Source organism: Nocardioides potassii (genome assembly GCF_021648885.1).
Classification (GTDB): Bacteria; Actinomycetota; Actinomycetes; order Propionibacteriales; family Nocardioidaceae; genus Nocardioides; species Nocardioides potassii.
Genome location: NZ_JAKJHZ010000010.1, coordinates 193,384 through 215,204, shown reverse-complemented (window position 1 = coordinate 215,204; position 21,821 = coordinate 193,384). Strand labels below are relative to the sequence as shown.

The 21,821-nt window shown below is 72.3% G+C and carries 20 protein-coding genes; 3 read left to right on the top strand and 17 right to left on the bottom strand.

The annotated features are described in order from the left end of the window. Positions 1-89: 89 nt before the first annotated feature. The 7 genes from pgsA to dapA all read right to left on the bottom strand — a co-directional run bounded on the left by pgsA (position 90) and on the right by dapA (position 11,292). A complete protein-coding gene (gene pgsA / locus L2K70_RS17190; protein ID WP_236404264.1) occupies positions 90-707 on the bottom strand; it encodes a CDP-diacylglycerol--glycerol-3-phosphate 3-phosphatidyltransferase in 618 nt (205 codons plus the stop codon). Continuing rightward, on the bottom strand, positions 704-2,179 hold the full coding sequence (gene rimO / locus L2K70_RS17185; RefSeq protein WP_236404262.1) for a 30S ribosomal protein S12 methylthiotransferase RimO: 1,476 nt from the start codon (positions 2,177-2,179) through the stop codon (positions 704-706). The genes pgsA and rimO overlap by 4 nt, the downstream gene beginning before the upstream one ends. Before the next feature lie 259 nt (positions 2,180-2,438). Beyond that, on the bottom strand, positions 2,439-4,091 hold the full coding sequence (locus L2K70_RS17180) for a helix-turn-helix domain-containing protein (protein ID WP_236404254.1): 1,653 nt from the start codon (positions 4,089-4,091) through the stop codon (positions 2,439-2,441). Next, positions 4,091-6,565, bottom strand: a complete 2,475-nt coding sequence (locus L2K70_RS17175; RefSeq protein ID WP_236404251.1) for an FtsK/SpoIIIE family DNA translocase — start codon at positions 6,563-6,565, stop codon at positions 4,091-4,093. Before L2K70_RS17175 ends, L2K70_RS17180 begins: the two co-directional genes overlap by 1 nt. Positions 6,566-6,839: 274 nt before the next feature. Beyond that, positions 6,840-8,615 carry a GAF domain-containing sensor histidine kinase gene (locus tag L2K70_RS17170; RefSeq protein WP_236404248.1) on the bottom strand — a complete coding sequence of 592 codons (1,776 nt, stop codon included), beginning with the start codon at positions 8,613-8,615 and terminating at the stop codon, positions 6,840-6,842. Between the two features lie 67 nt (positions 8,616-8,682). Continuing rightward, on the bottom strand, positions 8,683-10,368 hold the full coding sequence (locus tag L2K70_RS17165; RefSeq protein WP_236404236.1) for a ribonuclease J: 1,686 nt from the start codon (positions 10,366-10,368) through the stop codon (positions 8,683-8,685). A 33-nt stretch (positions 10,369-10,401) separates the two neighbouring features. Beyond that, positions 10,402-11,292: a 4-hydroxy-tetrahydrodipicolinate synthase gene (gene dapA, locus L2K70_RS17160; protein ID WP_236404233.1), complete on the bottom strand. Its 891-nt coding sequence runs from the start codon at positions 11,290-11,292 to the stop codon at positions 10,402-10,404. 84 nt (positions 11,293-11,376) lie between these two features. On the opposite strand from dapA, the gene L2K70_RS17155 reads away from it, so the two are divergent. Together L2K70_RS17155 and L2K70_RS17150 are read left to right on the top strand one after the other, a co-directional pair. Further along, the gene (locus L2K70_RS17155) at positions 11,377-11,709 is read left to right on the top strand and encodes a TfoX/Sxy family protein (RefSeq protein WP_236404231.1); all 333 of its coding nucleotides are present in this window, start codon (positions 11,377-11,379) and stop codon (positions 11,707-11,709) included. Continuing rightward, positions 11,706-12,503: a hypothetical protein gene (locus L2K70_RS17150; RefSeq protein WP_236404229.1), complete on the top strand. Its 798-nt coding sequence runs from the start codon at positions 11,706-11,708 to the stop codon at positions 12,501-12,503. The genes L2K70_RS17155 and L2K70_RS17150 overlap by 4 nt, the downstream gene beginning before the upstream one ends. Here L2K70_RS17150 and L2K70_RS21775 read toward each other — a convergent pair. The 9 genes from L2K70_RS21775 to gcvT form a co-directional block, all read right to left on the bottom strand. Next, positions 12,500-14,173 carry a zinc metalloprotease gene (locus L2K70_RS21775; RefSeq protein WP_236404227.1) on the bottom strand — a complete coding sequence of 558 codons (1,674 nt, stop codon included), beginning with the start codon at positions 14,171-14,173 and terminating at the stop codon, positions 12,500-12,502. The two genes, L2K70_RS17150 and L2K70_RS21775, sit on opposite strands and share 4 nt — an antisense overlap. 169 nt (positions 14,174-14,342) lie before the next feature. Beyond that, positions 14,343-14,762: an NUDIX hydrolase gene (locus L2K70_RS17140; protein ID WP_236404224.1), complete on the bottom strand. Its 420-nt coding sequence runs from the start codon at positions 14,760-14,762 to the stop codon at positions 14,343-14,345. A 230-nt stretch (positions 14,763-14,992) separates the two neighbouring features. Next, positions 14,993-15,343: a GntR family transcriptional regulator gene (locus L2K70_RS17135; RefSeq protein WP_236404221.1), complete on the bottom strand. Its 351-nt coding sequence runs from the start codon at positions 15,341-15,343 to the stop codon at positions 14,993-14,995. Next, positions 15,340-15,843 carry a dihydrofolate reductase gene (locus L2K70_RS17130; protein WP_236404194.1) on the bottom strand — a complete coding sequence of 168 codons (504 nt, stop codon included), beginning with the start codon at positions 15,841-15,843 and terminating at the stop codon, positions 15,340-15,342. Before L2K70_RS17130 ends, L2K70_RS17135 begins: the two co-directional genes overlap by 4 nt. 8 nt (positions 15,844-15,851) lie before the next feature. Beyond that, positions 15,852-16,646 carry a thymidylate synthase gene (locus tag L2K70_RS17125; RefSeq protein WP_236404187.1) on the bottom strand — a complete coding sequence of 265 codons (795 nt, stop codon included), beginning with the start codon at positions 16,644-16,646 and terminating at the stop codon, positions 15,852-15,854. 24 nt (positions 16,647-16,670) lie between these two features. Then, the gene (locus L2K70_RS17120) at positions 16,671-17,438 is read right to left on the bottom strand and encodes a class I SAM-dependent methyltransferase (protein WP_236404184.1); all 768 of its coding nucleotides are present in this window, start codon (positions 17,436-17,438) and stop codon (positions 16,671-16,673) included. 151 nt (positions 17,439-17,589) lie between these two features. Next, positions 17,590-18,456, bottom strand: a complete 867-nt coding sequence (locus tag L2K70_RS17115) for a hypothetical protein (RefSeq protein ID WP_236404175.1) — start codon at positions 18,454-18,456, stop codon at positions 17,590-17,592. A 37-nt stretch (positions 18,457-18,493) separates the two neighbouring features. Further along, positions 18,494-18,745: a hypothetical protein gene (locus tag L2K70_RS17110; protein WP_236404173.1), complete on the bottom strand. Its 252-nt coding sequence runs from the start codon at positions 18,743-18,745 to the stop codon at positions 18,494-18,496. Continuing rightward, positions 18,745-19,854 (bottom strand): glycine cleavage system aminomethyltransferase GcvT, encoded by a 1,110-nt coding sequence (gene gcvT / locus L2K70_RS17105; protein WP_236404164.1) that lies wholly within the window; start codon positions 19,852-19,854, stop codon positions 18,745-18,747. The genes L2K70_RS17110 and gcvT overlap by 1 nt, the downstream gene beginning before the upstream one ends. Before the next feature lie 47 nt (positions 19,855-19,901). Between gcvT and L2K70_RS17100 the strand changes: the two genes are divergently transcribed. Continuing rightward, the gene (locus L2K70_RS17100; RefSeq protein ID WP_236404162.1) at positions 19,902-21,413 is read left to right on the top strand and encodes a leucyl aminopeptidase; all 1,512 of its coding nucleotides are present in this window, start codon (positions 19,902-19,904) and stop codon (positions 21,411-21,413) included. A gap of 7 nt (positions 21,414-21,420) precedes the next feature. Here L2K70_RS17100 and L2K70_RS17095 read toward each other — a convergent pair whose 3' ends face one another. After that, entirely contained in the window at positions 21,421-21,780 is a 360-nt protein-coding gene (locus L2K70_RS17095; protein WP_236404147.1) for a hypothetical protein, read from the bottom strand. Between the last annotated feature and the right edge of the window lie 41 nt (positions 21,781-21,821).

Below are 21,821 nucleotides of genomic sequence, written 5' to 3'. Positions count from 1 at the left end.
TGGGATACCGGACCTGCATCAATTCCCTCGACGGTTGACGAAAGTTCACGGCCGATTTCGTGAGGTGTGGCCGTAACACGTGGAGCGGCTCAGCCGACCTGCGGTCGCTGGCTCCGGACCTCGCGGACGAACTCCCACCCGGACCACATCGTCATCGCGACGGCCCCGGCGAGGAGGAGCTGGCTGGCGTAGAACAGCACCTCGCCGAGGGGCCCGGGCCAGAGGTCGAAGGCCCCTCCGTGCGCGTCCCCGTGCGGCAGCGGCCAGATCAGGCCGGCCAGGGCGAAGGCCTGCAGCACGGTCTTGATCTTGCCGCTCTGCGCTGCCGGGATGACCACCGACTTGAGCACCGAGAGGCGCAGGAGGGTCACGCTCCACTCGCGCAGCAGGACCACGACCGTCACCCACCACCAGATGTCGCCGACGAGCGAGAGCCCGATGAACGCCATCCCGGTGATCGCCTTGTCGGCGATCGGGTCGGCGATCTTGCCGAAGTCGGTGATGAGGTTGTGCTTGCGGGCGAGGTCGCCGTCGATCTTGTCGGTGATCATGGCGACCGCGAAGAGGGCGAACGCCACCCAGCGCCACGTCGGGTCGTTGCCGCCGTCGTGCAGCAGCGCCCAGCCGAAGAGGGGCACCATCGCGATGCGGAGCACGGTCAGCACGTTGGCGATGTTGAAGTTGGAGACCTTCTGGTCGGTGCTCACGCGGCACCCCCTGCCCGCGCGACGAGGTCGACCCCGTCGGTGGCCGTGACGGTCGCCGTCACGAGGTCGCCGACCGTCGCACCGTCCGCACCCACCAGCGTCGTCGTACCGTCCACCTCGGGGCCCTGGTGGGCGGCGCGGCCCACGGTGCCGTCCTCGTCGACCGACTCGACCAGCACCACCACCTCCTCGCCGATGCGCTCCTCGGCCCGCTGGGCGTTGAGCTCCTCGACGAGGGCCGTGACGTGCTCGGTCCGCGCGCGGATCTCGTCCTCGTCGAGCTTGAGGTCGGCGGCGAAGCCGGCGGCCTCGGTGCCGTCCTCGTCGGAGTAGCCGAAGACGCCGGTGACGTCCATCCGGGCAGCGACGAGGAAGTCGCACAGGGTCTGGAGGTCCTCGTCGGTCTCGCCGGGGAAGCCGACGATGACGTTGGACCGTACGCCGGCCAGCGGGGCGAGCGTCCGGATCCGGTCCAGCAGGCCGAGGAAGCTCTCGGGGTCACCGAACCGCCGCATCCGCCGCAGCACCGAGGCGCTGGCGTGCTGGAAGGAGAGGTCAAAATAAGGGACGACGCCGGGGGTGTCGGCGATCGCCTCGATCAGGCCCGGGCGGGTCTCGGCGGGCTGGAGGTAGGACACCCGCACGCGCTCGATGCCGTCGATGCCCGACAGCTCGGGGAGCAGCGTCTCGAGCAGTCGCAGGTCGCCGAGGTCCTTGCCGTAGGAGGTCGAGTTCTCGCTGACGAGGAAGAGCTCCCTGACGCCCTGCGTGGCGAGCCACTGGCCCTCCTGCAGCACGTCGCTCGGGCGACGGCTCACGAAAGAGCCGCGGAACGCCGGGATCGCGCAGAAGGAGCAGCGGCGGTCGCACCCGCTCGCGAGCTTGAGCGGCGCCATCGGGCCTGCGTCCAGCCGCCGGCGTACGGCGCGGGGTCCCGTCGCCGGCGCGCCGTCGCCGATGTCGCTGGTGTCGGCCGCGACCTCGTGCCCCGGGATCGAGACGGTCGAGGCGTCGCGGTCGACCGGGGAGATCGGCAGCAGGCGCCGGCGGTCCGACGGGGTGTGCGGGTGGTGCACCTCTCCCCCGACGATCGCGCGCAGCTTCGCCGCGATGTCCGGGTAGTCGTCGAACCCCAGCACGGCGTCGGCCTCGGGCAGCGACTCGGCGAGGTCCTTGCCGTACCTCTCGGCGAGGCAACCCACGGCCACCACGGCCTGGGCGCGACCGCCGTGCTCGACCTTGAGGTCCGCGGCCTCGAGCAGGGTGTCGACCGAGTCCTTCTTCGCGGCCTCGACGAAGCCGCACGTGTTCACCACGACGGTGTCCGCGTCCTCGGCGTCGTCGACCAGCACGAAGCCACCCGCCTCGAGCCGTCCGGCCAGCTCCTCGGAGTCGACCTCGTTGCGTGCGCAGCCGAGGGTCACCACCGCGACGTGGAGCGGGGTGGGGGCAGCCTCTGTGTCAGTCGTCATCGCACGCCGAGTATGCCGCGTCCGCGGGCGTGAACCCGCAACGCGGGGGCGGTGAGGCGCCTCACCGGCCGCCGATCCGGGCACACGTGTCCGCGAGATGGCCCCGGAGCGACCCGATAGAGGGCGACATCTCGGACACGTGTACGCGCGAGGGCGCGCGCAGCGACGCCGGGACCAGCGCTACACGTGTCCGGGAGGTGGCCCTGGACAGCGGGAAGCAGGGGCACCTTCTCGGACACGTGTACGCGCGGGGGCGGGCTCAGTCCGCGACGAACGTGCCCTGGCCGGCGATCCCGGGCTCGCCGACCGCGCGCGCCGCGCCGCCGGCGACGGCGACGGTGACGGCGCCGTCGGTGGACATCACGCGCACGGGCGGGGAGGCCTTGAGCTCGCGGGACTGGCCGACGGCGAGGTCTCCCTTGAAGACCTCGGTGCCGGACGCGTCACGGACGACGACGCGGGCGCCGCCCGTGGCCGCCGCCGTCACGACGACCTCGACCGGCTTGGCGGGCGGCGCGTTGCCGGCGCCCTCGGGCCCGCCCGACCCGTTGAGGACCGGGGTCGAGCCGCGCAGCTCCGGCGGGGTGTCCATCACCAGGCGGGCGATCGACCAGCAGAGCACGAGCGCCATCACGACGGCGACGAGCACCGACCAGTTCGGTCCGCCGCGGGTGCCGCGGATCGAGCCGTGGGCCCCGGTGGCCAGCTCGGCCTCGAAGACGCGGCGCGGGTTGATCGGGGCGTGCGCGTAGCGCTCGTCGTACGACGCCAGCAGCGGGGCCACGTCGACACCCAGCACCCGGGCGAGGGTGCGCAGGTGGCCGCGCGCGTAGAAGTCGCCGCCGCAGGGCTCGAAGTCGTCGACCTCGACGGCCTCGATCACGTGCGGACGGATCCGGGTGCGCTCCGCGAGCTGGTCGACGGTGAGGCCGATCCGGGTGCGCGCCGCAGCGAGCTCGGGCCCGATGACCGGGTCCTCGGCCGGCTCCACCTCGAAGTCGTCGAGCACGAGCGGCTCCACCGGCTCGCCCGCGCGGGCGATCGCGCGGACGCGGTCACCCCAGGACTGGGTCTCCTCGACGAGGCTCACGCGCCCCGGCCGGTGGTGCTCGCGCCCCTCCGGCTCGTCGTTCGCGGTCGCGGGCTCGAAGTCCCGACGCACCTCGGACCGACGGGCGGCTCCGGTCTCGCGCAGCGCTGCCGGCGTCGGGCTCGCGACGACGGTCTCGTCCGCCGGTGCGTCCGAGGCGTCCACCGGGCCGTCGGCCTCGACGTCGTCCACATCGTCCACATCGACGTCGGTGACCAGTGGCTCGACCAGGACGACCTGGCTCTCGTCGCGAGCCACTCGACCCAGTGCCACCGTGAGGTCGCCACCCGCACCCACGAGGCGCGTGGAGAGACCCAGCGGCACCGCGAGCGGCGCACCGTGCAACATCCGGGAGATCGTGGTGTGGCGCTTGCCGGCACCGGTGATCTCGGACTCGATCAGCTCGAGGTTGTGGGGCACGACGACCAGGCGGCCGTCGTGGAGCAGGCCGCGCCGGGGCGTGTGCTCGACGTGGTGGACCGCTGTCCACGGCAGCCCGCGCCAGCTCCGGCCGAGCCGGATCCGGATGCCCTGGGCGTCGGCCACGAGCAGCGGCGTGCGCGCGTCGACGAAGCTGTGGAGCCAGTAGGCACCGAGCAGCCCCATCACCGCCACGAACGCCCAGTCGAGCGCCGACCCGCCCTGGGTCGCCCGGCCGAGGTAGGCGATGGCGACCGCCGAGGCGGTCAGCCCGACGCCGGCGGCGACGCCGGCGTGGCGGCGTACCTCGACGCCCTCGGGCGCGACCGACAGCTCGCCGTCGTGCGAGCCCTCGGTCACGAGGTCGGTGTCGTTCTCGTTGTCGTCCAGCACGGCGCCCATCAGGCTCCCCCCTCCAACGTGGCGATCACGGAATCGAGCTCGTCCGGCTTGACCAGGACGTCACGCGCCTTCGAGCCCTCGCTGGGTCCGACGACCCCCCGGCTCTCCAGGATGTCCATCAGCCGGCCGGCCTTGGCGAAGCCGACGCGCAGCTTGCGCTGCAGCATCGACGTCGACCCGAACTGCGTGGAGACGACCAGCTCGATGGCCTGCACCACGAGCTCCATGTCGTCGCCGATGTCGTCGTCGAGCTCGCGCTTGGACGCCGCCGGCGCGGTGACGTCCTCGACGTAGGTCGGCTCGAGCTGGTCCTTGCAGTGCTTGACGACCTTGGCGATCTCCGCCTCCGTCACCCAGGCACCCTGGATACGGGCCGGCTTGCTCGACCCCATCGGCAGGAACAGCCCGTCACCCTGGCCGACGAGCTTCTCCGCGCCCGGCTGGTCGAGGATGACCCGGCTGTCGGCGAGCGACGACGTCGCGAACGCCAGCCGGGACGGCACGTTGGCCTTGATCAGGCCTGTCACCACGTCGACCGAGGGCCGCTGCGTGGCGAGCACCAGGTGGATGCCTGCCGCACGGGCGAGCTGGGTGATGCGGACGACCGCGTCCTCGACGTCGCGCGGCGCGACCATCATCAGGTCCGCGAGCTCGTCGACGATGACGAGGAGGTAGGGGTACGGCGACAGCACGCGCTCGCTGCCCGCCGGTACCTCGACCTTCCCGGCGCGCACCGCCTTGTTGAAGTCGTCGACGTGGCGGAAGCCGAAGTTGGCCAGGTCGTCGTAGCGCATGTCCATCTCGCGCACGACCCACGCCAGCGCCTCGGCGGCCTTCTTGGGGTTGGTGATGATCGGCGTGATCAGGTGCGGCACGCCCTCGTAGGCGTTGAGCTCGACCCGCTTGGGGTCGACCATGATCATCCGGACCTCGTCGGGCGTCGACCGCATCAGGATCGAGGTGATCATCGAGTTGATGAAGCTCGACTTTCCGGACCCGGTCGCACCGGCGACCAGGAGGTGCGGCATCTTCGCCAGGTTGGCGACGACGAAGCCGCCCTCCACGTCCTTGCCCAGCCCGGCGACCATCGGGTGGTGGTCGGAGCGGGCGGTGCTCGAGCGGAGCACGTCGCCGAGGGAGACGATCTCCTTGTCGACGTTGGGGATCTCGATGCCGATCGCGGACTTGCCGGGGATCGGGCTCAGGATCCGCACGTCGGCCGAGGCGACGGCGTAGGCGATGTTCTTCGACAGCGCGGTGACCTTCTCCACCTTGACCGCGGGGCCGAGCTCGACCTCGTAGCGGGTGACGGTGGGGCCACGTGTGTAGCCGGTGACGGCGGCGTCGATCCCGAACTCCTCCATCACCTGCATCAGCCGCTCGACGACCGCGTCGCTGGCCTTGGACCGCGCCTTGTGCGGCGAGCCCGGCTTGAGCGAGGAGTTGTCGGGCAGCGAGTAGGTGATGTCGCCCGAGAGCGCGAGCTGCTCGACGCGCGCCGGGAGGGGCGTGTGCGGCGGCGGCTCGACGGTGCCGGTGTCGGCGTCCGCGCCGCTGCGGGCGGCGGGCACGGACGGGGTGACCTCGGTCGGCGCGTCGGCGACGGGGTCGGCGAACAGGTCGATGCCGTAGTCCTCGACAGCCTCGGTGTCGTCCGCGTCGCCCTTGCGGCGGCGGCGCTTCCTGAGCTCGCGGTCGGCGAGCAGCGGGCTGTCGTAGGCGGGGTCGCCCATCTCCGGGTCGATCCCGTCCGGGTCGTCGTCGAGCATCGAGCGGCGGCGGGTGCGCACCGGCTTCGTCGCCTCGTCGGCGACGGGCTCGACCTCCGGCGCCGTACGGCCCAGGGCCTTGTCGCGCAGCCCGGCGAGGCGGGCAGGGATCTGGTATACGGGCGTCGCGGTGATGATCAGGACCCCGAAGACCGCGAGCAGGCCCAGCAGCGGCACCACGACGTACGGCGTCTGCATCAGGTCGAGCAGCAGGCTCGAGGTGACGTAGCCGACCGCTCCCCCGGCCTCCTGGAGGTTGGTGGCGTCACCGAGGACCGGCTGCGGGTTGCCGTTGGCGATGTGGACGATGCCGAGCAGGCCCAGCCCGAAGGCGGTCCAGCCGATCACCTGACGGCCCGCGGGGCCGTTGCGCTCGGGGTCGCGGAGGGTGCGCCAGCCGGCGTAGACCAGGAAGAGCGGGACGAACCAGCCGACCTTGCCCACAGCGCCCGAGGTCAGCGAGCGCGCGAAGTCCATCACGCCGCCGGGGAGCTGCCACCACACCGCTGCGGCGGAGATCGTCGCCAGGCCGAAGAGGAAGAGGCCGACCCCGTCACGGCGGTGCTCGGGGTCGAGGTCGCGGGCCGACTGCCCGATGGAGCGAGCGACCGCGCCGAGCGCGTGGGCGATGCCCAGCCAGACCGCGGAGATGCCGCGGCCGATCGCGCCGAAGGAGCGCGAGACCGGCCCCGGCCCGTTGCGCACGGCACGGGGCGCCGGGCGCGAGGCAGGACGGCGCTTGGCCGCGCTGGAGCCGCTCCGGCCCCTCGTCGAGCTCGAACGAGGGGCGGGACGCTTGCTGGTACTCCGGGATCGGGTGCTCGAAGCGGTGGACCGGCTCTTCGAACCGGACGTGCTCGTGCTCCGCGACCCCGGCGGGGAAGACGTACGGGTCGCCATGCTGTGACCCTACGGTGAAGTCACACCAGCCACAGGGATCACACGCGTGCGTGTCGTGCCGCGGGCCAGGTGAGGCCGGTCAGGTGTCGCGGGTCGAGCGCAGCGGCAGCGTGAAGGTGAAGGTGCTCCCCGTGCCCAGCGCCGAGGACACCGAGAGGGTGCCGCCGTGCGTCTCGGCGATCCGCTGCGCGATCGGCAGGCCGAGGCCCGTGCCGGGGACGGAGAGCGCGTTGGGGTTGGTCGAGCGGTGGAACGCCGAGAAGACGTGCGCCTGGTCGGTGACCGAGATGCCGATCCCGGTGTCGGTGACCTCGACGCTGACCTCGTCGTCGGTGACCGTCATCCGCACCTCGACCGTGCCGTCCTCGGGGGTGTACTTCACCGCGTTGTCGACCATGTTGTCGATGACCCGGGCCAGCTCCTCCGGGTCGCCGAAGACGACCACCGGCCCCGACCCCGACGAGGTGAAGGACAGGTGCACCCCGGCCTGCTTGGCGCGGATGCCGAGCAGGTCCACGCTGGCCTCGCAGAGCTCGGCGAGGTCGACCGCGCGTCGTACGGTCTCGCGCCGGCCCTGGATCCGCGAGTAGTGGAGCAGGTTGGCGACGAGGTTGTTGAGCCGCTGGGCGTTGCGGATGATCGCGTCGATCGACGTGAGGTCGGGGTGCCGGTCGGCGATCAGCTCCGCGTGCCCGAGGATCGCGGTCAGCGGCGTCTTGAGCTCGTGGGAGATCGTCGCGATCAGCTCGCTGCGGTAGCGCGCGAGCTCGCGGAGCTCCTGCACGAGCCGCTGCTCGGTCTCCAGGACGCGGGAGGCCCGGACGGTCTGGGCGAGCAGGCGGCCGACCTCGAGGACGGCGTCGGCCTCGGCGGCGGTCAGCGGGCGGGCGTGGCGGGCGAAGCCGAGGACCAGGTAGCCGACGAGCTCCTCCCGCGAGACGAGCGGGCACACCAGCGCCCGGTCCACCCGCATGCTGCGCATCAGCCGCTGGGTGTGGGTCGCGCTGCGCGGCAGCAGGTCCGACGAGGCGTCGCTCACGCCGAGCTCGATGAGCACCGGCAGGTCCTGGAGCTGCTCGAGGTCGGTGCGGATCTCCGGGACGTCGTTCTCGGGGGTGAACGGGTGGGGGGTGGCGATCCCGATCTGGCTGCCCTGCGCGTCGGCCGGGAAGGTCCGTACGACGCACTGCGCCGTCCCGAAGCACTCCGCGACGGCACCGACCGCCGAGGTGAGCGCCTGCGGCAGGCTGTGCTGGGTGCCGGCGGCGGCCACCTCGGTGAGCATCCGGTCGAGGCGCAGCCGGTCGGTGAGGCGCTCGCGCTCGCGTGCGTTGGACAGCGCGACACCGGCCTGGACGGCGAACATCTCCAGCAGCTCGCGGTCGCCCTCGTCGGGGACGCGACCGTCCGGCGGCAGGTCGACGGCCATGTTGCCGAGAAGCTCGCCGCCGGCGGAGTAGAGGGGGGCGTAGAGGGCGTGCTCCGGGTGCCACGCCTCGGGGTCGTCGCTGAGCGGGACCTCCGGGATCCACGCGGCACGCAGGCGCTCCTCGGACATGCGACCCGCCGGGACGAAGCGGAGGATCCCCCAGCGGTCGGCCTCGCGGAACTCGTCGAGGATCTGCTCGGCCGGCGTACGGCGGTGCAGGATCTGCGCGACCACGTCGGGCGGTCCGGCGACGTTGGTCATCACGAGCGTGTCGCCCTCGAGGCGCGCGATCGCCGCTACGCCGTAGCCGAGGACGTCGACGACGCCGTGCGCGATCTCCTCGAGGATGACCTCGGTGTCGGTGGAGGAGTTGACGCGACGCATCAGCTCGGCCAGCCGGCTCAGCGCACCATGGTTGCGCGGCATGTCCACCTCCCCACCCCAACTGCTCGGACCCGCACCTGGCGGGAATCCTAGGCCGTGCGTGGGCCGCCTAGGCCTCGATCACCACAGGAATGATCATCGGGCGCCGGCGGTGTGCACGGTTGACCCAGCGGCCGACGACACGGCGCACCGTCTGCTGGAGCTGGTGGGAGTCGGTGGTGCCCTCCTGGACCGCGGCGTGGATCGCGTCGACGATCGGCTGGCGGATCTCGTCGAAGGTCGTCTCGTCCTCCGCGAAGCCGCGAGCGTGGATCTCGGGCCCGGACACGACCTTGCCCGTCACGGAGTCGACCACGACGATGACCGACAGGAAGCCCTCCTCACCGAGGATGCGACGGTCCTTCATCGACGTCTCGGACACGTCGCCGATCGTGGTGCCGTCGACGAACACGTAGCCCACCTCGACCTTCCCCGCGACGGTGGCGACGCCGTCGACGAGGTCGACGACGACGCCGTCCTCGGCCAGCACGACGTTCTCGACGCCGGTCGCCCGGGCGAGGTCGGCGTTGGCGCGCATGTGGCGCACCTCGCCGTGGACCGGCAGCACGTTGCGCGGCTTGACGATGTTGTAGCAGTAGAGCAGCTCGCCGGCGCTGGCGTGGCCGGAGACGTGGACCAGGGAGTTGCCCTTGTGCACGACGTTGGCGCCGAGCCGGGACAGGCCGTTGATCACGCGGTAGACGGCGTTCTCGTTGCCGGGGATGAGCGAGCTCGCGAGCACGACGGTGTCCCCCGGCTCGAGCTGCACGAAGTGGTGGTTGCTCTGCGACATCCGGCTCAGCGCGGCGAGCGGCTCGCCCTGCGACCCGGTCGAGATGAGCACCTGCTTGTGGGGCGGGAGGTCGGCGAGCTCCTTGGCCTCGACCATGACGCCCGGCGGCACGGTGAGGTAGCCCAGGTCCTGCGCGATGCCCATGTTGCGCACCATCGAGCGCCCGACGTAGCCGACCTTGCGACCGTGCGCGACGGCGGCGTCGAGCACCTGCTGCACGCGGTGCACGTGGGAGGCGAAGCAGGCCACGATGATGCGCTGCTCGCTCTTGGCGAAGACCCGGTCGAGGACCGGCGAGATGTCGCGCTCCGAGGTCGTGAAGCCGGGGACCTCGGCGTTGGTGGAGTCGGTGAGGAAGAGGTCGACGCCCTCGTCGCCGAGGCGCGCGAACTCGTTGAGGTCGGTGATCCGGCCGTCGAGCGGCAGCTGGTCCATCTTGAAGTCGCCGGTGTGCAGCACGACGCCGGCGCCGGTGCGGATGACCACCGCGAGCGCGTCGGGGATGGAGTGGTTGACCGCGACGAACTCGAGCACGAACGGGCCGAACGTGATCGTCTGCCCCTCCGCGACCTCGTACTGGGCGGTCTCCTTGAGGCGGTGCTCGCGGAGCTTGGAGCCCAGCAGGGCCAGGGTGAGCTTGGAGCCGACGAGCGGGATGTCGCCGCGCTCGCGCAGGAGGTACGGCGTGGCGCCGATGTGGTCCTCGTGGCCGTGGGTCAGGACGAGCGCCTCGACGGCGTCGAGGCGGTCCCGGATGGGCTCGAAGTCGGGGAGGATCAGGTCGACGCCCGGGTGGTGGTCCTCGGGGAAGAGCACGCCGCAGTCGACGAGCAGCAGGCGCCCGTCGTACTCGAACGCGGTCATGTTGCGACCGACCTCGCCCAGACCGCCGAGAGGGATGACCCGGAGGCCTCCAGCGGGGAGGGGGCCGGGCGCGCTCAGGTCGAGGTGGGGATGGCTCAAGGGATTCCTCTGCAGTTGGTCAGGACGTGGATGTCACAGGAGGCCGGCGGCGGCGAGGCCGGCGCGCAGCGCAGCGACCTCGTCGTCGTCCAGGGCGACCAGTGGGCCGCGGACGCGGCGGTTGTCGAGCACGCCGAGCAGCTCGAGGGCTGCCTTGGCGGTGGTGGCTCCGTAGTTGGGGACGCCCATCACGGCGTCGAACGCGGGAAGCAGCGAGGTGTGGATGCGCAGCGCCTCCGCGGTGTCGCCGGCGGCCCACGCGTCGAGCATCGCCTTGAGCTGGTCGCCCGCCGCGTGCGCGACGACGGACACCAGGCCGACGCCGCCGTAGGCGAGGTAGCCGAGCGTGTTGACGTCGTCGCCGGAGTAGACCGAGTAGCCGAGGTCGACGAGCTGCGCCGTGCGGGCCAGCAGGCCGGAGGCCTCCTTCACCGACACGACGTGGTCGTAGCGGCGCATCGCCTCGTAGGTCGGCAGCTCGATCAGGCTCGCGGTGCGGCCGGGGACGTCGTAGAGCATGACGGGGAGGTCGGTGGCCTCGACCACGCTCGAGAAGTGGTGCTGGAGCCCGACCTGGCCGGGCTTGTTGTAGTAGGGGCTGACCAGCAGCACCCCGTCGACGCCGACCTTCTCCGCCTGGCGTGCGAGCTCGACGGAGTGGGCCGTGGCGTTGGTCCCGACCCCCGCGACCACGACCGCGCGGTCGCCGACGGCGTCCTGGACGGCGCGCAGGATCTCGCCGTCCTCCGCGACCGAGGTCGTGGGACTCTCCCCCGTCGTACCGCTGACGACGACACCGTCGTTGCCGTGGGCGACGAGGTGGGCCGCGATCGCCGCGGTGCCGTCGAGGTCGACGCTGCCGTCCTCGTGGAACGCGGTGGCCATCGCCGTGAGGAGACGACCGAACGGGGCTTCCGAGCTCATGCCGGACAGGTTATCGCCCCGGCTCCGTGTCGCCCGCGTCGCCGAGCCGCGACCGCTGTCGGAGGGGTGGTCTACGGTCGGGCCATGGCGTACGACGAGGGGCTGGCGCAGCGGATCCACGCCGTGGTCGACGGCGAGGAGGGCTGGACGTCGAAGAAGATGTTCGGCGGCCTCGGCTTCATGCTCGACGGTCACCTGGCGGTCGCCGCGGGCAGCACCGGCGCGTTGATGGTGCGCGTCGACCCCGCGGAGGGCGAGCACCTGCTCGACGGGGACACCGTCCGGCCGATGGAGATGCGCGGGCGCGAGATGGTCGGCTGGCTGCTGGTGGCCTCCGCCGCCCTCACCGACGACGCACGGCTCGAGCAGTGGGTGCACCGCGGCGCGACCTTCGTCCGGACGCTCCCGCCGAAGTGACTGCCGACCTCACGCTGCCCGCCTGGCTCACCCCCGACCAGCGGGCCACCCTGACCGCCCTGGCCGAGCGCAACCACGCCGCCCACGGCGACGACCTGCTCGGCATCCTGCTCAGCGGCTCGGCCGGGCGCGACTACGCCACCGAGCGCTCCGACGTGGACGTCGTGGTCGTGCTGACGGACGAGGCGGCCGCGACCCGGAGCACGGTCCACTCCGCCGAGGTGGACGAGGCCGTGGACTCCTGGTCCGAGCTCGTCGACGTGCCTGCGTTCGGCACCGAGGGCTGGTGGTTCCGGTGGACCTACGCGCACGCCCCGGTCCTGCTCGACCGGACGGGCGGTGAGCTGAGTGACGCTGCTCGCCGCCAGGCCGTGGTCGCGCCGGAGGAGGCCGACTCGATCCTCATCGACCACGACCGGCTCGACGGCTGGATCAACTTCGCCTACCGCGCGCTGAAGAACGACCGCGACGGCCGGTCGGTCGAGGCCCGCCTGGACGCGGCCGAGTCCGTGCCGTGGCTGCTCGACGTGGTGTTCTCCATCGCGGGCCGGGTGCGCCCCTACAACAAGTACCTCCCGTGGGAGCTGAGGCACCACCCGGTCGAGGACTGGCCGGCCGACGTGCTGCTCGGTCTCCTCGACCGCACCCTCGCCGGCGACCCTGCGGCCGTCCGCGAGACGTTCACCCGGGTGCGTGCCGTGTGCGCGTCGTACGACGAATGGCGCGGGCACACACGCACGACCGACATGATCGACGGCTGGGGTGACGAGCTCGACGTGCTGGCCCCTCGCTAGCGCACGACCAGGCGGAAGACGCGTCGTACGGATCCGCCCTGGCCCGAGAGCACCGTTGCGAACCTGCCGGCCGACGACGCCCGCACCCGACCGCGGATCAGGATCCGGTCGCCGCGCACCTTCCAGGTCAGCCCGCGCGGCAGCCGCCAGTCCACCCGCGCCTCCGACACCGGTCCGCGGAACCGGATGGCCGCGCGGTAGACCGAGCCGGCCCGCGCCCGCGGCAGCCTCGTCGTCACGAAGCCGATGGCCGCCGTCGTCGCCCCGGTCGTGCCGCTCGGGCTCGACAGCGGCTTGGCGGTGCTGCCGCCGGTCGACAACGACACGGTGTAGGTCCCGAGGGAGCCGTAGTCGCTGTAGCGGCCGGCGTCGGACGGCGCTCCGTAGCCCGTGCCGTCGACGACCGCGACGTAGCCGGCCGGCGAGGCGGGCAGGTCGACCTGCCAGGTCGCCGACATCGACCCGTCGTCCGCGACGTCGGCGGTCGGGTCGACCGTGGCGACGGGGGCGCCTGACGGTGTGAGGATGGTGAGCCGCACGTCGGTGTTGGAGAACCCCGCCGGCCCCGCGACGCTCACCGCCGTACGGCTCCAGGCGCTGAAGGAGAAGGCATCGGTGTCGGTCCGCGTCGTGATCGTCCCGGCGACCGGCGACCCGGGGGTCAGCGGGGTGGCGCCTGCGAGCCCGTTGGCGTGGTCGTCGGCGAGCACGGGGGCCGTCCGCGCGATGATCGCGACGTCGTCCTCGGTGTTGTTCGCGTCGGCGTACTCCCCGCTCGACCAGTGCGACGCGCGCCGGCCGTAGGACGCGCCCATGATCGGGCCCCAGCCCTTCGCCCCGGCGTAGTAGGAGGTCTGGCTGGTGCCGTCGTGGCTCAGCCCGAGGGTGTGCCCGACCTCGTGGCTGATGATCTGGCCCATGTCGTAGCCCCCGGTGCCGGAGCCGTTGGTGAAGATCCACGACGGCTGGTACGACGTCGCGTTGACGGCACCGAAGACCCCGACGTAGGAGAGGCCGCCGCAGCCGCATCCCGACCCCACCGAGTTGGTCGGGCTGATGACGACGGGCATGCCGTAGGTCGGGTCGGTGCTCGACGTCCGGCTGAGGGCCAACGGGTCCGGGCGGAGCGTGGTCACGTTGACGTCGAAGGGCGCGTAGTCCTCCGCGACGGTCCGCCAGGCCAGGTAGACCTGCGCGCGCTCGACGTCGTTGAAGGTCGTCGGGTCGCCGTCGATGGAGTAGGCCGGCGACACGATCGTCGCGCCGTTGTTCCAGCGGGTGCCCGAGTAGGTCGCCCCGTCGAAGTCGAGGTAGACGGTGCGCGGCGAGCCCGGGCGCGACGACAGGTCGAACACGTCGGCGGGCACCGCGTCGGACGGGGCCGCGTCCGCCGTGACCTGCTGCGAGGACGCGACCGCCTCGTCCGCGACGAAGACCCGGCCGCACTCGTCGACCCAGCTGCTGGGGTCGTCAGCCAGGTGCTCGACCTGCTCCGCCGTCAGGCTGTTGAGCAGCCGTACGACGGCCGCGCTGAGGCCCGACTCGAGCGCTGTCGCCAGCCGCGTCGGCTGCGCCAGGAGCGGCGAGCAGGCGGCGTCGAGCAGGCCCGTCGATGCGCTCGACGGGGCGGGACCGGGCACGGTGACGCCCGCGACAGCGAGTGCTGCCACGACGAGAACGCGCGCGAAAAGGACATGGAACGACCGAACACCCACGACGGTGCACCCTCTTGCTTCTGGATCAGCGGCCCCCCACAGGGCCAGACCTCATTGGTACGGAGCAGGGATGCACGTCAGGGTGACAGCCGAGTCACCCTCGGTTCAGAGGTTGGTAACCAGTTCAGGCCTTGGTAAATCCTTGACGAACCAGCGCCGGCAGCACGTGGTGCTCCAGCATCGGGGCGAGGTCGTCCGGGTGGTCACGCAGTGGTGTCCAGCGCACCTCGGCGATCTCGGCGGACGCCACCGGCTCGGCGTCGGACTCCACGAGGAACACCGTCGAGTGCAGCGTGTGGCCCGGCTCGTTGGCCGCCTCGGAGAGGAACTCGCCGAGCAGCGTCGCGTCGTCGAGGTGCAGGCCCACCTCCTCGCGGGTCTCCCGGAGGGCCGCCTCGCGCGCCGACTCCCCCGGCTCGAGCTTGCCGCCGACGAGCATGAACCGCTCGGTCCCGCGCTTGCGCACCGTGAGCACGCACCCGTCTCGCACGAGGGCGATCGCCGCGACGACGATGTGCCGCTCGGGGTCGACCTCCACGTCCATGCCCCGAGGATCGCAGCCCACCCCGGACAGCACGCAGCCACCCTGGCCGGGGCTTACCCGCGGGTGGCTGCGTGATGCTGCTCGCTGATCCGTCAGCCGCCTCTCGGCGAAAGGCCGCTCGTAGCGGCAAGGGGTGAGGCCCGGGGGCATGATGCGGAGTCAGCTGCCCATCACAACGGGCACCGCCCACGGATCATTCCGTCTCCGTCACCGCGGCGGGGTGGTGCCGCTCACACCTCGAGCGCGCGTCGTACGGCAGCCAGGGCGTCGCGGTCGTCGAGGCCCAGCGTGCGCACCGTGGCGACGTACGACGACGCGGCGGCGCGGACCGCCGAGGACACACCTCCGCCGCTCACGAAGGTGCCGGCGCGGCCACGCGTCTCGACGACTCCGAGCGCCTCGAGCTCCTTGTAGGCGCGAGCGACGGTGTTGGCCGCGAGGCCGAGATCGGTGGCCAGCGACCGGACCGGCGGCAGGCGGAACCCGGGCTCGAGCGTCCCGGAGTCCACCTGGGCGCGGATGCCCTCGCGGACCTGCTCGAAGGGCGGCACGCCGGAGGAGGGATTGACAGTCAGGTTCAAGCGGCGGGGTCCAGCCGCTCGAGCCAGGTCCACTGGCAGCCCTCGCCCACCTCGCGTCGTACCTCCACCCACTCGCTGGCCGGGAACTCCGGGTAGAACGCGTCTCCCGGCGGCGCCAGGTCGACCTCGGTCAGCACCTGGTGCGTCGCGTGGGGCAGCGCCAGGGCGTAGATCTCGCCACCCCCGGCGACCATCACGTCACCGGGCAGTGCCGCCGCGAGGTCGAACGCCTCCTCCAGCGAGTGTGCGACCTGCACGCGCTCGAAGCCCGGGTCGAACGATGCGTCGCGCGTGACCACGATCGTCGCGCGCCCCGGCAGCGGACGTCCGATGGAGTCCCACGTCCGTCGGCCCATCACGAGCGTGTGGCCGAGCGTCTCCCGCTTGAAGTGGGCGAAGTCGTGGGGCAGGTGCCACGGGATCTCGCCGGCGTTGCCGATGACGCGGTTGCGCGCGTGCGCGGCGACGAGCACCACCCGCTGGTCGAGACGTTGGCTCATCGAGACGTTCAGACGGCGATCGGTGCCTTGATGCCCGGGTGCGGGTCGTAGCCCTCGACCGCGATGTCCTCGAGGTCGAAGCCGTCGATCTCGGTGATGTCGGGGTTGAGCACCAGTCGCGGGAGCGGGCGCGGGTCGCGCGAGAGCTGGAGACGGGCCTGCTCGACGTGGTTGAGGTAGAGGTGCGCGTCGCCCATCGTGTGGACGAACTCCCCCACCTCGAGCCCGGTCGCCTGGGCGACCATGTGCGTCAGGAGCGCGTAGGAGGCGATGTTGAAGGGCACGCCGAGGAAGGTGTCGGCCGAGCGCTGGTAGAGCTGGCAGCTGAGCCTGCCCTCGGCGACGTAGAACTGGAAGAGCGTGTGGCACGGCGGCAGGGCCATGTCGTCGACATCGGCGACGTTCCAGGCCGAGACGATGTGGCGACGCGAGTCGGGCTTGGTGCGGATGCCCTCGACGAGCCGGGCGACCTGGTCGACGTGGCGGCCGTCGGGCGTCGGCCACGAGCGCCACTGGTAGCCGTAGACGGGACCGAGGTCGCCGTTCTCGTCGGCCCACTCGTCCCAGATCGTGATGCCGCGGTCCTGCAGCCACTTCACGTTGGTGTCGCCACGCAGGAACCACAGCAGCTCGCCGAACACCGACCGCGTGTGCACCTTCTTGGTCGTCACCAGCGGGAAGCCCTCGGCCAGGTCGAAGCGCATCTGGTGGCCGAAGACGCTCAGCGTGCCGGTGCCGGTGCGATCGGACTTCTCCACGCCCTCGTCGAGGATCCGCTGGAGCAGGTCGAGGTAGGCGCGCACGGGGCGACTCTACGACTTCCGGGCTCAGCCCCGCGGGACGCGCGCCTCGACCGAGACGCACTCGACGTCGAAGCCGAGCACCCCGTCCCGAGCCACGGCGTCGTACGCCGTCCGCAGGCGGGCCTGGACGTCCGCGGACTGGGCCCGCCAGGTCACACCGGAGCTGCCGACCGCCGTGAGGCCGGCCCACAGGTCGTCGGGCGCGACCGTCCAGCGCCATGCGGACGTGCCGGCGCGCGTGACCGCCAGCCCGGCCTCGCCGAGCAGGTCGGCGAGCCCGTCCGGCGAGCGGTCGAAGTCGCGGACCTCGGGCAGTCGCGGCACCTCCGGCCGTACGGCACCGGCCTCGTCCAGGAGGCCGTTCCACATCACCGCCTGCGGTGGCGGCGTGCGGCCCCAGATGGTGGCGCGTACGACGCCTCCCGGTGCCGCGACCCGCGCCAGCTCGCGAGCGGCCGCGCGCGGGTGGTCGACGTGGTTGAGCACGAAGCTCGCCGTCACCACCTCGAAGCCGTCATCGGCCAGCGGCAGGTCGGGAAGCCCGGCGACCACGACGTCCTCCCCGAGCCTCCTCCCCGCGAGCGCCGCCATCGCAACGTCCGGCTCGACCCCGATCGCGTCCAGGCCGGCCTCGCGCGCCGCGGCCACCAGCGCACCCGTGCCGCACCCGACGTCGAGGAGCCGGGCACCGCGCGGCAGCCCGTCGACCATCACGGGGATCGCACCGGCACACAGCCCCGCGAAGCTCCGCTCGTAGTCGTCGGCCACGTCCGCCCACAGTGCCTCAGCCACGAGCCGCGACCCTACGTCGGGTGTCCGCTCGTGGGTCGAGCAGCCCGCGAGGAACGCCGGGGCGTGTCGAGACCCGCACACGTGTCCGAGAGATGGCCCTCGAACGCCTCTTTCAAGGGCCATTTCTCGGACACGTGTGCGCCCGGTGCCCTCACCGCAACCGGATCGCCCCGTCGGCACCCACGATCGTGACCGGCTCCGCGCACGTCGACCGGGTCGGGCACGCGACGAGCGCCCGCCGGCCGGTCTCCGACTGCCGTACGCCGTCCTGCGAGCCGTCGCGGCGCGAGGAGTCGATCAGGTAGGCCCACCCGCCGCCGGGCAGCGGGGCGCTCTGGAGCTCGACGTCGTACCGGCCCGGGGGCTCGTAGGCCGGGGCCGGTGTCACCGACGTGAGCGCGGGAGGCGCCTGGTCGAGCGTTCCCACGCTGCCGTCCGCCGCGATCCGGACCAGGTCGCCCGAGTCCATCCGTGCCGCCACGTCGGGCCCGACGGCAACGAACTCGTCGATGCCGGGCAGCGTCACGACGACGTCCTCGAGGTGCAGGTCGCCCCCGGCGTACCAGACGACGGGCAGCGGGTTGGCCTCCTTGCGCACCTCGGGCGTCTCGGGCCGGGCGGCCCACCACGCCCAGCCGGCGGCGAGCAGGCCGAGGACAGCCAGGCCGACCGCGCCGCGGCGCACGCCGCGCCACCGGCGAGCGCTGCGGACGTGCTCGGCCCGCGCGAGCCACGGCTGGGGGGCGTCGTCGAGGTCGAAGGGACGTACGGCGTGGGGTGCCGCCTCGCCGGGCCGTGGCGGCAGGCCCGCGCGCTCGCGCACCTCCGCCCAGAGGGAGACGTCCACCTGCTCCTCGCGCACCCGCCGCGCCCAGCCACTGCGAGCGGCCAGCAACGTGTCCGCGACCGCGAGGCGGGCGTCCTCGGGCGACACGCCCTCGTCCTCGAGACCGCCGACGAGGTCGGGCCAGCGCGCGTCGACGTACGTCGCGTAGTCGGCCCCGTCGCCCCTCACCATGTCTGCCCTTCGGAGCGGCGCCCGGTGGCGGATGGAGTCAGGCGCTGAGCGACATCGGCCCGTAGACCAGTCGCTCGTGCTCGAACAGGGTCACCGCGGCGACGCCCTGCTCGGCGAGGTCGGGCCAGACCTCGCCCACCCAGGACTCGGCGTCGCCCTGTGTGCCGAACCGCTGCTCGGAGTGCTGCGGCAGGACCACCTCGGCACCGTCGGCGTCCTCGAGCCGCCACCACCACGGGCGCTCGGCGGCCGACGGCGGGCGGAAGGTCGGTGGCTGGCCCGGCAGCATCAGGACTCCCGCACCGACGTGTCGACGAACGGCGGCTTGACCAGCTGGAAGATCTCGCGGCGCCCGCGGACGTCGACGCCGACCTGGGCGTCCTCGGCGACCATCGTGGGGATCAGCGCCATGCCGATGCCCTTCTTGAGCGTCGGGGAGAACGTGCCCGAGGTGATGTCGGCGAGGGGCACGTCGTGGGTGAGCGTCACCCCCATGCCGGGGCGCGGGATGCCACGACCCACCGCGACCAGACCGCGCAGGCGGCGCCTCGGGCCCTCCTCCTTCACCCGCAGGACCGCGTCACGTCCCCAGAAGGCGTCCTTCTTCCAGCCGACCGCCCAGGAGAGCCCGGCCTCGACCGGGTTGGTGTCGAGGCTGATGTCCTGGCCGTGGAGGGGATAGCCCATCTCGGTGCGGAGCGTGTCGCGGGCACCCAGGCCGGCGGCGGTGATGCCCCACTCCTCCCCCGCTGCTATCAGCTGGTCCCACAGGTCGCCGGCGGCGTCGTTGACGACCACCAGCTCGTAGCCCCGCTCACCGGTGTAGCCGGTGCGGCAGACGACGACCCCGACGCCGGAGTCACCGAGCTCGGCCTCGACGAAGGACATGTAGTCGTGGCCGGTCGGCAGACCGACCTTCTGCAGCACCTCGTCGGAGCGGGTGCCCTGGACGGCGAGGACGGCGTAGTCGTCGTGGTGGTCGACCACCTTGACGCCCTCCGGCGCCGCCTCCCTCAGGCGGCGGACCACCTCGGCGGTGTTGGCCGCATTGGGGATCAGGAGCACGTGCTCGTCGTCGTGCCAGTAGGCGATGAGGTCGTCGACGATGCCGCCGGACTCGTCGAGGCACAGGGTGTACTGCGCCTTGCCCGGAGCGATCTTCGCGAGGTCGTTGGACAGGGTCGCGTTGACGAAGTCGGCGGCACCGGGGCCCGACACCATCGCCTTGCCGAGGTGACTCACGTCGAAGATGCCGACGGCCTCGCGGACCGCCGTGTGCTCCTTCACGACACCGGTCGAGTACTCCAGCGGCATGGACCATCCGCCGAACTCGGCGAACTTCGCTCCGAGCGCCTCGTGGCGGTCGTGGAGGGGCGACTGCTTGAGCGTTCCTGCCATGTCGCGCAACCTACCGCAGCGCTCCGAGGCTCCCGGACTCCCCTAACATGCCCCGGGTGACCTCGTACTCCCTGCGCAGTGCCAGCCCCGCGAAGACCCGAGCCGACGCCGTGGTCGTGGGGGTCGTCGCGAGCGACAAGGGCCCGCGGCTCTGCGACGCGGCCGAGGACGTGAGCAAGGCCCACGGCCGCCGGCTGGGCGCGTTCCTGTCGACGATGGGCGTGACCGGCAAGGCCGGAGAGGCCGTGAAGGCGCCGACGCGCGACGAGGTCAACGCGCCACTGCTGGTCTTCGTGGGGCTCGGTCCCGACCCCGCCGACCCTATCGCCGTACGGCGTGCGGCGGGCGTCGCGGCGCGCAGCGTGCCCAACGCCGCGTCGGTCGCCCTCGCCCTGCCGAGCGAGACCCCCGAGCTGGTGGCGGCGGTCGTCGAGGGGCACCGCCTCGGCAGCTATGCGTTCACCGCCTACAAGAGCAGCAGGTCCGAGACCACCGAGCCCGCGGACGTCGTCGTGCTGACCCCGATCGCCCGGCGCAGCGAGGCGACCGACGCCCTGGCGCGCGCCGAGGTGCTCGCCGACGCGGTCGCACTGACCCGCGACTGGGTCAACACCCCGCCGCGCGACTGCACTCCCCCGCTGCTGGCCGACCTGGTGACGAAGGCACACAAGGAGGTCACCAAGGGCCGCGGCGCCCCCAAGGTCAAGCTCGAGGTCTTCGACCACGAGCAGCTCGCCGAGATGGGCTGCGGCGGCATCCTCAGCGTCGGCAGCTCCAGCGCCGCGCCGCCGCGCCTGGTGCGGCTGTCCTACGCCCCCAGGGGCGCGAAGGCGCACCTCGCGCTCATCGGCAAGGGCGTCACCTTCGACTCAGGTGGCCTGACGATCAAGCCGTCCTCGAGCATGCTCCACATGAAGGGCGACATGGCGGGCGCCGCCAGCGTCGTCGCCGCCACGCTCGCCATCGCCCGCCTCGGGCTGCCGCTCAGGGTGACGACCTACGCCCCGATGGCGGAGAACATGGTGTCCGGCACCGCGACGCGCCCCGGCGACGTCATCACCATGCACGGCGGGACGACCGTCGAGATCGCCAACACCGACGCCGAGGGCCGGATGCTGCTCGGCGACGCGCTCTCGATGGCCGTCGGGGACGAGCCCGACGTCGTCGTCGACATCGCCACCCTGACCGGCCACATGCAGCTCGCGCTCGGCGACAAGGTCGGAGCCGTCATGGGCACCGACGACGAGGTCGCTGCGGTGCTGGCGGCCGGCGTCGCAGCCGGCGAGCAGCACTGGCGGATGCCGATCCCCGAGGAGATGAAGGAGCGGATCAGCTCCTCGAAGGTCGCCGACCTCCTCCAGCACGACTGGGTGCGGTGGGGCGGTGGGCTCTACGCCTCGGCGTTCCTGCGCGAGTTCACCGGCGGCCTGCCGTGGGCCCACCTCGACATCGCCGGCAAGGAGATCAACACCGGCGCGCCCTACGGCCACGTCCCGAGCGGTGCCACCGGATTCGGCGTGACCACGCTGGTCGAGCTGGCCCGCTCGATGGCGGGCTAGAGGCCGCTCAGAGTCCCTGGGCCTTCTTGCGCGCGTTGTAGTCGCGCATCCGCTGCGGCACGCCGACCACGGCGGCATCGTACGACGGCACGCGGTGACGGTTGGCGAAGTCGTGGGCCCACTTCACGCTCGGCACGCGCCTGCGCGTCCACTCACCGTCATGCGCGACGAGCAGCAGCGTCACGTCGCTGACGGCCGTGCGCGGCTCGACGAAGCCCTCGACGCCCTGCCTGCTCGCCACGAACTGCTCGAGGTGCCGGACGTCCTCGCCGTCGGAGGCCCGGACGGTGGTGGAGCCGGTGCGTGCGGCGTCCCGCGCGGGGCGTCGTACGCGCCCACTGCGCCGGAATCGGTCGAACATGCCCATGGCGGACATTCTGCCGGGACACCCCTCACGCCGCCCAACGA